We start from the raw sequence: 15,109 nt of genomic DNA, 5'->3' as shown, positions 1-15,109 counted from the left end.
TTAATGCCTGCAACAGTTTTACAGTCTGGCTGACGGTCAGATATGTAACGATGTTTTATAATTTTTTTTCTAATAAAAGCTTGTTTATAAAATAAATTATAAATATTATATTCATCTCCCAATAACAATTTCCACAGCTCATGAAAACACGCGTTATTCTGTTATTGGCATATCTGCTAGGCTGCCTGGGCCTTGCAGCGCAAACTCCCAAAACAACTACCTTATCGAAAAAGGCACTACAGGATAAGATCAAAGGCGGCTGGGCCGGACAAACCATCGGCGTCACTTTTGGAGGCCCCTATGAGTTCCGGTACAACGGCACTTTTATCCAGGACTATCAGCCGCTGGAATGGCACAAAGGATATGTAAAAGAAGTGATGGACAGTTTTCCCGGCCTATATGATGACCTGTACATGGACCTCACCTTTGTGGACGTCATGGAGCGCCACGGCCTTGACGCCCCGGCAGACTCCTTCGCACAAGCGTTTGCCCATGCCGGTTATGTCCTGTGGCATGCCAATCAGGCTGCCCGGTACAATATCCTCCAAGGCATCCGGCCGCCGGCTTCCGGTCACTGGCAACACAACATGCACGCGGATTGTATCGATTACCAGATAGAAGCCGACTACGCCGGGCTGATGAGCCCCGGCATGCCCAACGCCGCTTCCCGCATCAGTCATAAGATCGGGCATATCATGAACTACGGCAACGGCTGGTACGGCGGTGTATATGTAGGAGCCATGTATTCACAGGCTTTTGTGTCCAACGATATCAAACAAATTGTGCGGGACGCACTGCGCGTTATTCCGGCCAACAGTAAGTTCTACCAGTGTATGTCTGATGTGATACGCTGGCATCAGCAGTATCCGGACGACTGGCACCGTACCTGGTTTGAACTGCAAAAGAAATGGTCTTCCGATATCAGTTGCCCGGACGCGATCTTCAACCCGCTCAACATCGATGCTACGATCAACTGCGCTTACGTGATCATGGGATTACTTTACGGCAACAGCGACTATGCCAAAACACTGGAGATCTCCACCCGCGCCGGTCAGGATGCTGATTGTAATCCCTCCACTGCCGGCGGCATCCTGGGCACCATGTTAGGATATGATAAGATCCCGCAAAAATGGAAAGACGGGCTGGCAGGAGCAGAAGACATTGACTTTAAATATACCAGCATCTCGCTCAATAAAGCCTATGATATCAGCTATCGTCATGCGCTGGAGAACATCAAACGGAATGGCGGAAAAGAACAGGGCGATAAAGTGATCATTCCGCTGCAAACACCCGAAGCTGTAGCATTTGAAGAAAGTTTCCCGGGCCTCTCCCCCATCGATAAAAAAGAGTTCCATGTGAACGGCAATGAGATCACGCTCACGATAGAAGGCAACGGTTTTGTATTAAGCGGCTATGCTGCGAAGAAAAGAGAGGTGGCAGATCATGTCATTACCGCCACTGTCAGCATCGATGGCCAGTTGGCCGACACCATCAGCATGCCGACCAACTACCAGGTACGGAAAGATGAAATCTGCTACCGGCTGGACCTGCCGGCGGGTAAACATGTCATCAAAATACAGGTCACCAATCCGCATCCGGATTATGAACTCCGTACAGGCTATTACGTGACCTTTCGCAAAAAGTAATATTATCCGCCGATCAACCGGGCAATCGCAAAGGCGCAGCCCGCAGCGATGGTACCGATAACGGCTACACGAATGCCGCCGAGCAGGGGATTCAGCCCGGTAAGGCGGCTTTTGAAATACCCGAAGGCAAAGAGGCATATGATGGTGATCAGGGCAGATATTTTCAGGCCTTCCAGACCGTCGCTGACAAAGAAATAAGGCATCAGCGGTATCAGTCCGCCTATGATATAGGAAATACCAATATTGAGCGCACTTTTGGTTGCCCTGCGTGCATCCGGTTTTTCGAGGCCCAGTTCATACTTCATCATAAAATCGGCCCAGCGGTCTTTGTCAGTGATCAGCTCCGCAGCAGCTTTCTGTTGCAGCTCACGGCTAAGGCCCAGTTCCGCGAAGAACGTCTCCACCTCTTCCCTTTCCTTTTCCGGAACGGCCTCTATTTCTTCATACTCCCTTTTCAGTTCACTGTTGTAATGGTCCTGCTCCGTTTTACCGGCCAGGTAGCCTCCCAGGCCCATGGCAATGGAGCCCGCTGCTATTTCCGCCAGTCCGGCTATCACGATGAGGTTCACATCTTTCACTGTGCCGCTGAGGCCCGCCGCCAATGCAAAAGGTACCGTCAATCCGTCGGACATGCCGATCACGATATCGCGTAACAGCTCGGAGCCGGTGAAATGTTTTTCCTGATGTGTCATAAAATGAAGCTGTTTGAAAATGCTGAAAACAGGAGATATATAGCAAAAATAGATTGTCTGTTCCAATAATCCCTCCGCCGCCTGATTTTTTATCCGGCGTCAATTTCCAAATATGTTTATCTTTGGCCCCGATAATCATTTATGAAAAAGGCCACTGCAATATTTCTCTTATTGGTGTACCTGTTTGGCAGTACTGATGCCGGCCAGTTACTCAAGTTTCCGTTGCTGGTGGAGCATTTTCAAAAACATAAGCAGGAGAATGTTCATATGACCCTGCTGACGTTCCTGAAATTGCATTATGTGGATGAACAGCCTTTTGACGATGATTATCAGCAGGACATGCAGCTGCCGTTCAAAACACCGGACATTATCTGTATGACACTTCCTACCGTAGGCCCACCGGCGCCGGTTACCCTGTTTACTCCTGTGATAGAACTGCCCCGGGAAGACTACCTGATCATCAATGACGGGCCTCCTCCCTACCGGTTACCGGACATCATTTTACAGCCTCCCAAATCCTCATCAGCGCCCTTGTCCTGATATAACTGAATGATACAGGCAACTGTACCCTGTGCAGCGTTTTACGCCGCAGCATGGTCTTTTTTCCTGATACCTGAACTTTTTCTGTCCTCCCCGGGTTTAAAAACCGGGCGTATAACGTTGTTGTACTGCCTTGCGGGTGTATCAGAAAACGTATCATTCTGCATTCATCATTTTTTAAAGTGTACGTTTTGTTAAACAGCATTATCCATTTTTCCATTAAAAACAAGCTGATCATCGGCCTGTTTATACTGGCACTGATTGGATGGGGAAGCTATTCTGTTACACAGCTGCCCATCGATGCGGTGCCCGATATCACCAACAACCAGGTACTGGTCATCTCGTCTGCCCCCAGCCTGGGCGCACCAGACGTAGAACGCCTTATTACCGTGCCCATTGAACAGGCAACCCGCAATATCCCCGGTATTATCGAACAACGCAGCTTTTCCCGCTTTGGATTGAGCCTTGTCACCATCGTCTTCAATGACCAGACAGATGTTTACTGGGCCAGGCAACAGGTGAGCGAGCGACTGATACAGGTACGCCAGCAAATCCCGCCAGGCATTACGGAACCGGAACTCGGGCCCGTTACCACGGGGCTGGGTGAGATATTCCAATATGTTGTCAAACCCAAACCCGGCTACGAAGGCAAATACGACCTCACCGCCCTGCGAGATATACAGGACTGGACCGTGAGGCGCCAGCTCCTCAGCACAGAAGGCGTGGCCGACGTCAGCTCCTTTGGCGGTACCGTCAAACAATACGAGGTGGCCGTCAACCCCGACAAACTGAAAAGTTACCAAATCACCATTTCCGATGTGTTCCGCGCCCTCCAGGAAAACAACCAGAATACCGGTGGCGCCTATATTGAAAAAGGGCCTAACGTGCTGTTTATCCGCAGTGAAGGCCTCGTTCAGAGCCAGGAAGACATTGGCAATATCGCCGTGAAAAGGATCAACAACGGCATCCCCGTCCTCATCCGCGATGTGGCCACCGTGAAAATAGGCACCGCCATCCGTTACGGCGCTATGGTACTCAATGGCGAAAGCGAAGTGTCCGGCGCCGTGGTCATGATGCTGAAAGGAGAAAACAGCAATAAAGTCATCAGCAATATCAAAGAGAAGATTGCCGCCATCGAAAAAACATTGCCGGAAGGCGTGGCCATCGAAGCCTTCCTCGATCGTACCAAAATGGTGGACAACGCCATCTCCACGGTAGAACGTAACCTGCTGGAAGGCGCCGCCATCGTGATCCTGGTACTGGTGATCTTCATGGGTAATATCCGCGCAGGCCTGATCGTAGCTTCCGTGATACCGCTGGCCATGTTGTTCGCCCTCATCATGATGAACATCTTCGGCGTAAGCGGCAACCTGATGAGCCTTGGCGCGCTGGACTTCGGCTTGCTGGTAGACGGTGCGGTGATCATCATCGAAGCAGTGATGCATAAGCTCACACGCGGCGCCACGCTCAGCGGCGTGAAACAGCTCACACAGGAACAGATGGACGAGGAAGTGGAGTCGTCTGCCAAAACCATGATGAACAGCGCCGCTTTTGGCCAGGTGATCATCCTCATCGTATACCTGCCGATCCTCTCGCTGCAGGGCATCGAAGGCAAAATGTTCCGTCCCATGGCAGAAACCGTGTCTTTCGCCATCCTCGGCGCATGCCTGCTGTCACTCACCTACGTCCCCATGATGGGCGCACTCTTCCTCAACAAAAAACTCAGCCATAAAGAGAGTTTCGCGGATAAAATGATGACGCGCATCAAACGCATATACGATCCGTTGTTGCAGAAAACGCTGCGTATCCCGATGCTGATCGTCAGCGTGGCGGTAGTACTCTTTATCGTCGCTGCGTTTATCCTTTCCCGTATGGGCGGGGAATTTATACCGCAGCTGGAAGAAGGTGATTTTGCGGTAGACACGCGGTTGTTGACCGGTTCATCGCTTACCACCACGATCAAAAGTACCAGCCAGGCGGCACAGGTGCTACGTAAACAGTTCCCTGAAGTAGAAAAAGTAGTGGTGAAAATAGGTTCCGGTGAAATACCCACCGACCCCATGCCCATGGATGCTGCCGACCTCATGGTGATCCTCAAGCCCAAACACGAATGGACCAGCGCTTCTTCCTTCCCGGAACTGGCTGGCAAAATGAGCAAAGCGCTGGAAGAAGTACCTGGTATCACCACCGGCTTCCAGTTCCCGGTACAAATGCGTTTCAACGAACTGATGACCGGCGCCCGCCAGGATGTGGTCTGTAAAATATTTGGAGATGACCTCGACTCACTGGCAGCCTGTGCTGATAGGATCGGCGCAGTGGTTGGCACGGTGAAAGGCGCCAAAGATCTGTATGTGGAAACGGTAACCGGTATTCCACAACTGGTGGTCAACTATAACCGCGAAGCCATCGCCCGCTACGGCGCTTCCGTCAGCGATGTCAACAACACGATACAGGCTGCCTATGCCGGCGCCGCTGCAGGACTGGTATTTGAAGGCGACCGGCGGTATGACCTCGTAGTGCGCATGAATGATGAACAGAAACAGGACCTGGATGAAATCAATAACCTCCAGGTAGGACTACCTAACGGGGAACAGGTACCGCTGCATGTTCTCGCTGATATCGCCATCCAGGACGGCCCTTACCAGATCCAGCGCGAAGATGCCCGCCGCAGGATTACCGTCGGCTTCAACGTGCGCGGCCGCGATGTACAAAGCATTGTAAAAGAACTGCAAGCCAAAGTAGGTAAACAGATCAAACTACCCACAGGTTATTATATCACCTATGGCGGGCAGTACGAGAACCTTCAGCATGCTACGAAAAGACTCAGTATAGCCTTGCCCGTTGCCCTGCTGTTGATATTCCTTATGTTGTTTTTTGCCTTCCGTAAATTTAAATACTGCCTGCTGATATTTTCCGCCATCCCGCTGTCAGCCATCGGTGGCGTATTCACGCTGTGGCTGCGTGGCATGCCGTTCAGCATTTCTGCCGGCATCGGTTTCATCGCATTATTCGGCGTGGCTGTATTAAATGGTATCGTATTAATCGGAGAAATGAACCAACTAAAAATCAGTGGTATGACCAACATCCGGCAGATTATCATACAGGCTACCCATGACCGGTTAAGGCCCGTACTGATGACCGCCACCGTGGCCTCCCTTGGCTTCCTTCCCATGGCCCTCAGCAATGGCGCCGGCGCGGAAGTGCAACGCCCGCTGGCCACCGTCGTGATCGGCGGACTGATCACTGCTACCATGCTCACGCTGGTAGTGCTTCCTGCCCTCTTTTTATTATTTGAAGAAGGATGGAAAAAACCGAAACCGGCTGCCCTGATGATACTCCTGCTGGTGGTAGCACCTTCTTTGCTGAAAGCCCAGGATGCCCGCCCGCTTACTTTGCAACAGGCCCTTCAGACAGCACAGCAGCAAAACCTGCAACTGAAGCTCAACCAGCAGCAGGCAGCTTATTACGAAGCCATTTCCCGCAACAGCACCGATCTGCCTAAAACCTCCCTGGCAGCAGAGTTAGGAAGCGTCAACAGTGCTTTTTTTGATAATAAGTTCACTATATCGCAGGGCTTCTCTTTCCCTGCTGTATACAAACGGCAACGGCAGGTATATGAACGGGAATGGCAACAGGCCAAACTACAGACAGCACTGCAACAGGCGGAAGTGGCGCGCCTCGTGAAACTGGCCTATCTCCAGTTGCAATACCTGAAAGCCAAGAAAACACTACTGCAAAAAACTGACAGCATCCTGTCCAGTTATTCCAGGGTGGCCAAAATCCGCTATGACAACGGCGAGAGCAATCTCCTCGAAAAAGCCACGCTCGATAACCAGTTCCAGCAAGCCCACATACAACTGGATATGATACAGGCCGATCAGAAAACAGCCGTCACCCAGTTGGGCATGTTACTGCATGAAACCACCGGCAACATTGATCCGGTAGACAGCCTCACCAGCGCAGTAGTACTGTTTGACAGCACTACCCTCCAACAACATCCTTTCCTGCGTGCCTATCAGCAACAACAGGAAATCACCAACAGCAAAACACAACTGGAAAAAGCAAAGCTGCTGCCTGACTGGACGCTGGGTTACGTCAACCAGTCCTTTATCGGCTGGCAGTCCGACAGAAACCAGGTGGAACGCTACTATGGTGGCGGGCACCGGTTCTCTGCCGCACAAATAGGCATTGGCATTCCCATCTTCGCATCCGCGCAGAAAGCCCGTATCAAGGCAGCGCAACAAATGCAGGCCAGCGCTGCCACTGCCACTGAACTGGCCACTGTACAGCTGCGTACGCAGCTGGAACAAAACTGGAACGATTATCAGAAATACCAGCAGGCTATCCGCTACTATCAGCAATCAGCCCTGAAACAATCCGATATCATCATCCAAACGGCCAATATCAGCTATAAAAACGGCGAAATAGGGTACATCGAATGGAGCACCCTCGTCAGCAACGCCATCGCCCTACAAAGCCAGTATATCGATGTTTTAAAGGAACTGAACACCCGGAAAACAGAACTGGAGTATTTATTACAATTCAATCAGCAATAGCATGCGGAAGATATTCATATACATCGCCATCACCGGCTTCCTATACGCCTGTAACAATAAACCGGCAGCAGAGAAAACAACGGCCGAAAACAAACCGGCGCCAGATAATAACACCGTTACCCTCGACAGTGTCCAGAAAAAAAATGCGGGCATCGTGCTCGACACCGTGCGCATGGTCAACATGCACGCTACGCTCCGCGCCACCGGAACGGTAGACGTGCCCCCGCAAAACCTTATCTCCATCAGCTTCCCGATGGGTGGCTATCTCAAAAGCACCCGCCTGCTGCCCGGCAGCCAGGTGTCCAGGGGAGAAACGATCGGCACCATGGAAGACCAGAGTTATGTGCAGCTGCAACAGGAATACCTTACCGCCAAAGCCAATATGGAATACCTGTCGGCCGATATGGACAGACAACGTACCCTCAGCGAAGCGGATGCTATCAGCAAAAAGCGGTATCAACAGGTGCTCAATGAATATAAAACAGCGCAGGTAATGCTGAAGTCTGTGGGAGAAAAACTGCGTATCATCAACATCAACCCGGACAAACTGACGGTGGGCAATATCTCCCGTACAGCGCCGCTCTACTCTCCTATCAATGGTTACGTTACAAAAGTGAATGTAAACATCGGCCGTTATGTGATGCCTGCTGATGTGATGTTTGAACTGGTAAACCCGGAAGATATCCACGCGGCCATCACGGTGTTTGAGAAAGATATCCCATCCTTCCATAAAGGGCTGAAAGGTAAAGTGACACTGGTAGACAGGCCCGATAAAGTGTATGATATTGAAACGATCCTCGTCACTAAAAACATCAATGACAACCGGAGCGGCCTGATACACTGCCACTTTGAAAATCCGGGACATGACCTGCTGCCCGGCATGTTCCTCAATGCCACCTTTGACATGGACAATCAACAGGCCCTCGCTGTGCCGGAAGATGCCGTGGTACGTTATATGGGCAAAGAATATGTGTTTACCACCAAAGATGGCAACAGCTTCACGCTCGTACCCGTTAACACAGGCCTGAAAGAAAGTAAAATGATACAACTGCTACCTGGCGGGAAAGACCTCACCAATGAGAAGATTGTGACAACAGGCGCTTATTCGTTGTTAGGTAAACTGAAAAATACCGGCGAAGGAGCAGACGAGTAATTTTCTGATTTTCGATTTTTTGATTTTGGGATTTTGGAGGATGACCACCAAAATCCCAAAATCATTTTAGGGGGAAGATGAAGTTTAGCGTAACAGCGCATCCAGCGGATAATCTTTACCAGCTTCGGTATTGAGCACCACGATCTGATCGCGGTAACGCACCTGGCAACCACCATTTTTAGTGGCATGCAGCGTAGCAGTCGCCAACCGGCCATCTTTCCACGACATGTTCACCACAAAACCACCGCGGGCACAGAGACCGTTGGCTGTTCCGTTTTTCCATTCCGCTGGCAGCGCGGGCAGCAGCGTCACCATATTTTCATGGCTTTGCAGCAGCATTTCAGCAATACCGGCGGTAGCGCCGAAATTACCGTCTATCTGGAATGGCGGATGCAAGTTGAACAGGTTGTAAGCCGATTTATGCGCTACAACAATATTAAATGCTTTTAAAGCTTCCGGTCCATTTTTCAGGCGCGCCCACATGCTGGTCACCCAGGCGGCGCTCCAACCTGTCTGTGCACCGCCGTGTTGCAGGCGGTATTCGAGCGATTTACGCGCCGCGTTGACATATTGCGGCGTCTGGGCTTCATTGAAAGCAGCACCCGGATACAGGGCATATAAATGCGACATATGCCGGTGCCCTGGTTCTTTCTCTGGGTAAGGTTTGGCCCATTCCATCACTCTGCCGTCCTCTCCTATCTGTGGTTGTAACAGGTTGTCTTTAGCGTCGCGCAGTTTGTCCAGGAAGGAATCTGACTGTTGCAGCACCGTAGCCGCCTGTAATACGTTAGTGAACAGTTCCTGTATCACCTCCTGGTCATGCGATGGTCCCATACTGATAGTACCATTGCTGCCGTCAGGCGCTTCAAAAGCATTTTCCGGCGAAGAAGCCGGACCAGACACCAGTTTACCGGTTTCCGGATCTTTCACGAGCCAGCCCAGGTAAAAACGGGCCGCTTCCCGCAGCGTAGGATATACCTTACGCAGATAAGCGGTATCGCGGGTAAAAGCAAAATGTTCCCAGAGATGTTGACAGATCCAGCCGCTGGCGCCGGCGGTAAGCCCCCAGGAAGGGTCTTCTCCGGGCGAGGTAAAGCCCCACACGTTCACGATGGGACTGATGCACCAGCCGGTACCGCCAAACTGTACGGCAGCTGACCGGGTGGCCGGTTTTTCAAGCCCCTGGATAAAACTGGTCAGCGACAAATGCAACTCGCTGAGATTGGTCACTTCTGCCGGCCAGTAATTCATTTGTACGTTGATGTTAGTGTGATAGTCTCCGTTCCACGGGGCCAGTATTTTGTTGGCCCATATTCCCTGCAAATTGGCTGGCAACGTATTTTTCCGGGCGGAAGAGATGAGCAGGTAGCGGCCGTACTGGAAATACAATTCCGTCAGATGGTTGTCGTTGCCGGTTTCTTTTATCCGTTGCAACCGTACATCGGTAGGGATATCGTCAGCCGTATCATCTGCCAGTTGTAAAGCTACCCGGTTATACAAGCGTTGATAATCTTTGATGTGGGCCTGTTTCAACTGGGTGTAAGGGAGTGCTGTGGCGGCTTGCAGCGCTTTGGCTGTCAGTCCGCTGAAATCACGCCCTTTATAAGCAGGGTAGTTAGGCAGATAGTCGGTGGATGCCGACAGGTACAACACCACTTCGTCTGCATTTTTTACGGTCAGTTGATTACCGGTGTAGGTTACGTGTCCTCCTTTGTTACGGGCCTGCAAGCGTGCCATGTATTTCATGCCATCACCACCTTTGCCATTGTTTAAAGCGCCGGTCATCACCAGTTCATTGCCGGTTGTTTTCGTGGCAAAACGTTCGGGCCGGTCCATGGTGGCGGAAAAGCTGATGGCTCCTCTTTTATCGGCCGATAGTTTTACCGCCAGTACATTAGCGGGCGCGCTCACAAAATATTCGCGGGTATAATGCACACCGTCCTGTTCATAGCTGACGCGCACCATCGCATCATCCAATTGCAGGCTGCGTTGATATCCGGTATAAGAAGAACTTTTACCGAAATCCAGCCGGAGATCACCCAGTGTTTGATAGGTGCCAAACGGTACGTTGGAGCCGTCGCCATGTCCGGAGCCGGCGCCTTTACAGATCTGTGTTTTATTGGTGAGGGCCGTAGCTTCCTTAAACTTGCCCTGGAACAATAGCTTTCTTATTTCGGGCAGATATTTGGCTGCTTCGGGATTGTCATTATCATTGTTGCTGCCATTCCACAACGTCTTTTCGTTTAGCTGTACCCGTTCCTGGTTGACATCGCCGAATACCATAGCGCCAATGTTGCCATTGCCCAGTGGCAGGGCCTGTAGCCATGCCGGATCATCTTTCCAGGGAGAAGTGCCGTCTTTCGCGGTAGCGCTGGCAGGGGAGGTATACCACAGCTTCATCGTACGTTGCTGTGCAAATCCTGAGGCGGTGGTTGCTGCCGCCAGCAGGCAGGTGATCAGGTATTTCATATGCGCTGCAGTTTACATGCTATGGATGAAAGATAATAATATTATCGGCTATCCGTATGCCTGTAACGAGTCGTTAACGTCACTAATCGTATTTTAATGCCGGAGTTACGGTATTTTAACTTTTTTGCGCCAATTCTATGGTTTAAATTGATGATCAGAAAAGGTTGGTTATGGCAAACGAGAATAATAAGTCACCTCACATCCTCAACACTTCCAGTAACCTGTTGGGATTTTGCCTGATAGTACTCACCTCCATTAAGGTCGCACATTTTAATCAGGTCACTATTATCGATGATATTACTGGGATTGCGGCTATTTTGCTGACGGGCAGCTGTATTTTATCTTTTCTGTCGATGCGCTCGAAACAACGAAGGAGGAGTGAAAAACTGGAGGAAGCTGCCGATTACATCTTCCTCCTGTCTTTGGTATGCATTAGTGTAACGATTATTATCGTTTCATTTGATCTGCTGGCTTAACAGCTTATTTTTTGTCTTTAATACGGTAAGAGTAACCCAGTACTACTACACCTGCACCGGTGTTGTTTTCACCGTTTTTGGTGTCTTTCTGGATTTTCACGAAACCATAGTTGCCACCGCCTTCTACGAAGATAGCGCTTCTGCTGTTGACGTGGTACGCCAGGCCCACATGACCGGAAATGCCAAAGTTGGCTTTCTTCAGCTCATCCTTGATATTCTCGGTATGGTTGAAGTCCGCTGACGGGATGATAGGTTGTGTGTGCGCATCATCCAGGAAAATCGGGCTGGTACCGCTGGTTTCATTCTTACCGTCCAGCAGGAAGCTCACAAATGGACCGGCAGCTACATACAGGTCCCATTTAGGACTAAAGCCGAAATGGTATTTAGCCAATATCGGCACCATCAGATAATTGAATTTGGCCTTGTTATCATAGGTAGCGTACAAATACTGTGGCACAGGCTGCCCTTGTTGTTGAAAGAACCCTGCCATTTCCGGTGTCGGTGTAAATCCCTGGTTACCGTCTTTTTTACCGCCCTGTGCAGAATACCTGATTTCAGGCTGGATGGAAAAACGTTTGGTGATATGAAACTCTGCATGTATGCCGGCGTCCAGCCCCAGTCTGGAGCTCCAGCCGCTATTAATAGGATTGGAAGAATTGCCCGAAGTCAGATTAGGGATACTTAAACCAGCCTTTGCACCGAGATCAATTTGTGCTTTTGCAACGAACGGAGAAAGCGCAGTCACTGCTACAACGGCAACGACTAAACGTAATTTTTTCATAAGGTTTTGTTTGTAAAGAGAATAGTTTCCCGGTAGCATTCCATACCGGTTAATCATATAAAGCTACGACTATACGATTAAATACAAACAATATTTTTGTTAATCACCCAGACAGGCCAGAATGGCATCCACTACGCTACGGGTATCTTCCGGGTATCTCACAGGCACACAAGGGACGTCAGAAGCCAATTTATCAAGTAATGACTATATATTCGTCTACCTAATCAACCACAAGTAGCCTATAAATTCATTTGCCCCATATAATCCTTAAACCACCGGAAACCGTAAATCCCTGCCGCACAGCTCCATTAAACTGTGTTGTAGGTATTGTACCGTTAGTCAAATAGAGTTTATCGATTCCTTTTCCAGTTCGTTGATAATAATAGCTGGCTCCTGCATAAAGCGAAATGATAGGCTTTAAATGATACCACAACTGTGCTTCATTGCTCACCCCAGCACCATTTGCCCAATCTTCGAAACTTAAAGGATGCTGAAAAGTATTTACCAGATTCCAATTTGCTTCGCCATGAAACTTCAGCTGTTGGATCGCAAAGTTATCATTAACTTCCATTTTTTTAGATAACTTAAGCACTGTGGACAGTCCAACAGAAAAACCTTTCCAATTTGTAAAATAGGTGGATTGTACTCCTTTTGGAGCATCCAGCATGTATAAGCATTGTTGGTGGACGATATACCCGACCGCTGGCATCAATGTAAATATCGGTGAGCAAACAATCTGGTAACCCGCATGAACATTGTAGGCCCGGAGGCTTCCTTTATTGGCACTAAAATAACCACTATAACGATTTTCTGTTCGATTGTTTCCCAAATAGTCAGCATCAGATACTTCCCCTCCGACAATAAGGGTGTGTTGGTAGCCGGCGACCAGGGTCAATTGATTCCAGACCGTCCAACGCGTACGCCCCCCCACAAATAGGCCTCCTGTTTGCATCCATTTTAGTTCCGAATAGATATTAGGATTTTCACCCAAGATATTACCGGCTATTGACCAATCAAAATTCTCACGCTGATAGCCAGTAGAAAGTTCAAAGGCGAATGGTTCGCGTAATTGAGCTCTAACAGAACAACAATTCATGCCAATAAGTAAAAGAAAAAGGTATTTCATATTATAATGAAAGCGCACCACAAATGTGGCACGCTTTATATTTCAAAAAAAAATTATAACATTGAAATAGATCGCTACCACGGCCAAGTATCATTCAGCGGCTGAAACCCGTCCGATGGAAGGGATATGTAGTAGATCCAGAAAGGAGGAGTATTAAACCCTCCTTTCGTATGTACGTAAATATCTTTTAGAATACGTACAGTATTCTGACCCGCGGGTATTTTTACAGTTCCCTTGAAGTATTGAAACTTCTCCCATCCCTCATAATCTATATAGCTTGGCGGTGTAGGTTGTGTCGTCATTGACATTGCATACGTTATGGTGATCTCTTTGGTAGTAGCTTTCAAAGTTCTCTTATCCCTATCATACAACTTAATATAAACATCCGCTTGCTTTTGGTCATCTCCAGGCCAGCGAAAGTTATCATAAACAATCCTAGCGTACACCTCGTCCAACAGCACTACTGCGTTGTCTTTTAAATACTGATTGGTATAAGTCTTAACAGCTTCTTTTTTGAGAGGATCATCGATAAATTCATAAAGAGGAATTAACCCATCACGGCCAAAATCAACCAACTCCGCATTATCTACCGACGAACTGGCCTGCCAGTCCTTTATATTCACCTTTGGAACATCTGCACCAATGGGTATATCACCCATGAGACTCTTAGAGGGTTCTCCACCATATGTTTTATAATGAAGGCTCTGCTTAAAATTGGACTTCACAGAACTATCACTATATCCTGCATTCACGCCGGTATTTATACTAAAAACCTTTCCAACACTAATATCAACGCCAGCCTCGGCAGCCTGCGCTCTGTTACTTTTGTCGGTCTGTGAACGGTATAAGATTTCCAACTTCGCCCCCAAGATGATATCTGTCAATACGTGAGTACCATACTTTTTAATGATGGTTTGAGGCGTACCATTGTTAACATCATATATAAAAGTAGAATGCAGGTATTTTTTAAGAAGATCTATATCTGCGTTGATCTTGACTCTTTTCTGTTGGACAACCAGATCAAAACTGCTGTAAACATACTTAGAAGAAAATGCATCACTATTTGAATATGACGCCGAGATAGAACCTTTGAAAAGCCCAACACCCACGGAGGCATTTACCTTTAAAGATTTCTTTTTAAGATAAGATTCTGCATCTTCGCCAGCAGTTAAAGTACCTTCTTGTCTACTGGACAGATCCCATTCCACGCGTGTTGGATAATCTCTCCTAAGGGCATCTGCGTCAAAAACAGCGAATGTGGACGCGCTAGAATTCGCGTATTCGCCAGTAACATCGTAACCGTAACCTAGAAGGTCGTTTTTACCGTCCCCAGCTGACCGCGCCTTAGTTGGGCTAACATCATCACTATTTCCCTTAATATCTTTTTTGCAGCCATAAAAGGTTGATAGGGAAATCATGCCAGCTACTGTAATCAATTTAAAAGCAGTACGGAACCGAGGTTTTCGATTGAGAGTTTGCATGGTAATTGAGGATAAAATATTGGTAAAATAATTGTTTGGGTTAATAACTACGGGTTATGTAGCGTGGCAAATATAGGTGAATCTACTATTATTCAAATTGTCGAGTACAAAAATGTAAACTAATAAAGTATCAGGGAAACAAACTAGTTAACCCTTGAACCAATTACCAGATTAGCTCCAAATTATTGG

General features: G+C 48.6%; 10 protein-coding genes. 5 read left to right on the top strand and 5 right to left on the bottom strand.

Going from position 1 to position 15,109, the window contains the following annotated elements; all coding sequences use genetic code 11:
• Positions 1 to 140: 140 nt before the first annotated feature.
• On the top strand, positions 141 to 1,646 hold the full coding sequence (locus HHL17_RS32705; RefSeq protein WP_169228994.1) for an ADP-ribosylglycohydrolase family protein: 1,506 nt from the start codon (positions 141 to 143) through the stop codon (positions 1,644 to 1,646).
• Positions 1,647 to 1,648: 2 nt separating this feature from the next.
• On the opposite strand, the gene HHL17_RS32700 is transcribed toward HHL17_RS32705, so the two are convergent.
• A complete protein-coding gene (locus tag HHL17_RS32700; protein ID WP_169228993.1) occupies positions 1,649 to 2,338 on the bottom strand; it encodes a VIT1/CCC1 transporter family protein in 690 nt (229 codons plus the stop codon).
• Positions 2,339 to 2,479: 141 nt separating this feature from the next.
• Here HHL17_RS32700 and HHL17_RS32695 point away from each other — a divergent pair, with 141 nt between their 5' ends.
• The 3 genes from HHL17_RS32695 (at position 2,480) to HHL17_RS32685 (ending at position 8,587) form a co-directional block, all read left to right on the top strand.
• Entirely contained in the window at positions 2,480 to 2,878 is a 399-nt protein-coding gene (locus tag HHL17_RS32695) for a hypothetical protein (protein ID WP_169228992.1), read from the top strand.
• 191 nt (positions 2,879 to 3,069) lie between these two features.
• The gene (locus HHL17_RS32690) at positions 3,070 to 7,434 is read left to right on the top strand and encodes a CusA/CzcA family heavy metal efflux RND transporter (protein WP_169228991.1); all 4,365 of its coding nucleotides are present in this window, start codon (positions 3,070 to 3,072) and stop codon (positions 7,432 to 7,434) included.
• Between the two features lies 1 nt (position 7,435).
• Positions 7,436 to 8,587: an efflux RND transporter periplasmic adaptor subunit gene (locus HHL17_RS32685; RefSeq protein WP_169228990.1), complete on the top strand. Its 1,152-nt coding sequence runs from the start codon at positions 7,436 to 7,438 to the stop codon at positions 8,585 to 8,587.
• An 84-nt stretch (positions 8,588 to 8,671) separates the two neighbouring features.
• On the opposite strand, the gene HHL17_RS32680 is transcribed toward HHL17_RS32685, so the two are convergent.
• Positions 8,672 to 11,056 (bottom strand): glycoside hydrolase family 95 protein, encoded by a 2,385-nt coding sequence (locus HHL17_RS32680; protein ID WP_169228989.1) that lies wholly within the window; start codon positions 11,054 to 11,056, stop codon positions 8,672 to 8,674.
• A 170-nt stretch (positions 11,057 to 11,226) separates the two neighbouring features.
• Between HHL17_RS32680 and HHL17_RS32675 the strand changes: the two genes are divergently transcribed.
• Complete coding sequence (locus tag HHL17_RS32675) at positions 11,227 to 11,532, top strand: hypothetical protein (protein WP_169228988.1); 306 nt, start codon at positions 11,227 to 11,229, stop codon at positions 11,530 to 11,532.
• 4 nt (positions 11,533 to 11,536) lie between these two features.
• On the opposite strand, the gene HHL17_RS32670 is transcribed toward HHL17_RS32675, so the two are convergent.
• From HHL17_RS32670 to HHL17_RS32660, 3 genes are all read right to left on the bottom strand, one after another.
• Positions 11,537 to 12,313 (bottom strand): porin family protein, encoded by a 777-nt coding sequence (locus HHL17_RS32670; RefSeq protein WP_169228987.1) that lies wholly within the window; start codon positions 12,311 to 12,313, stop codon positions 11,537 to 11,539.
• Between the two features lie 247 nt (positions 12,314 to 12,560).
• A complete protein-coding gene (locus HHL17_RS32665; RefSeq protein WP_169228986.1) occupies positions 12,561 to 13,439 on the bottom strand; it encodes a hypothetical protein in 879 nt (292 codons plus the stop codon).
• 74 nt (positions 13,440 to 13,513) lie between these two features.
• Positions 13,514 to 14,920 carry an MAC/perforin domain-containing protein gene (locus HHL17_RS32660; protein ID WP_169228985.1) on the bottom strand — a complete coding sequence of 469 codons (1,407 nt, stop codon included), beginning with the start codon at positions 14,918 to 14,920 and terminating at the stop codon, positions 13,514 to 13,516.
• Between the last annotated feature and the right edge of the window lie 189 nt (positions 14,921 to 15,109).

The organism is Chitinophaga fulva (assembly GCF_012927205.1).
Classification (GTDB): domain Bacteria; phylum Bacteroidota; class Bacteroidia; order Chitinophagales; family Chitinophagaceae; genus Chitinophaga; species Chitinophaga fulva.
The sequence above is the reverse complement of the archived record's forward strand: the minus strand, read 5'-3'. Positions and strand labels throughout refer to the sequence as shown.

Bases quoted from the DNA above. Each gene is read 5' to 3' on its own strand.
- HHL17_RS32680 (WP_169228989.1), bottom strand. From the start codon at position 11,056: ATGAAATACCTGATCACCTGCCTGCTGGCGGCAGCAACCACCGCCTCA.
- HHL17_RS32705 (WP_169228994.1), top strand. From the start codon at position 141: ATGAAAACACGCGTTATTCTGTTATTGGCATATCTGCTAGGCTGCCTG.
- HHL17_RS32665 (WP_169228986.1), bottom strand. From the start codon at position 13,439: ATGAAATACCTTTTTCTTTTACTTATTGGCATGAATTGTTGTTCTGTT.
- HHL17_RS32685 (WP_169228990.1), top strand. From the start codon at position 7,436: ATGCGGAAGATATTCATATACATCGCCATCACCGGCTTCCTATACGCC.
- HHL17_RS32700 (WP_169228993.1), bottom strand. From the start codon at position 2,338: ATGACACATCAGGAAAAACATTTCACCGGCTCCGAGCTGTTACGCGAT.
- HHL17_RS32675 (WP_169228988.1), top strand. From the start codon at position 11,227: ATGGCAAACGAGAATAATAAGTCACCTCACATCCTCAACACTTCCAGT.
- HHL17_RS32670 (WP_169228987.1), bottom strand. From the start codon at position 12,313: ATGAAAAAATTACGTTTAGTCGTTGCCGTTGTAGCAGTGACTGCGCTT.
- HHL17_RS32660 (WP_169228985.1), bottom strand. From the start codon at position 14,920: ATGCAAACTCTCAATCGAAAACCTCGGTTCCGTACTGCTTTTAAATTG.
- HHL17_RS32695 (WP_169228992.1), top strand. From the start codon at position 2,480: ATGAAAAAGGCCACTGCAATATTTCTCTTATTGGTGTACCTGTTTGGC.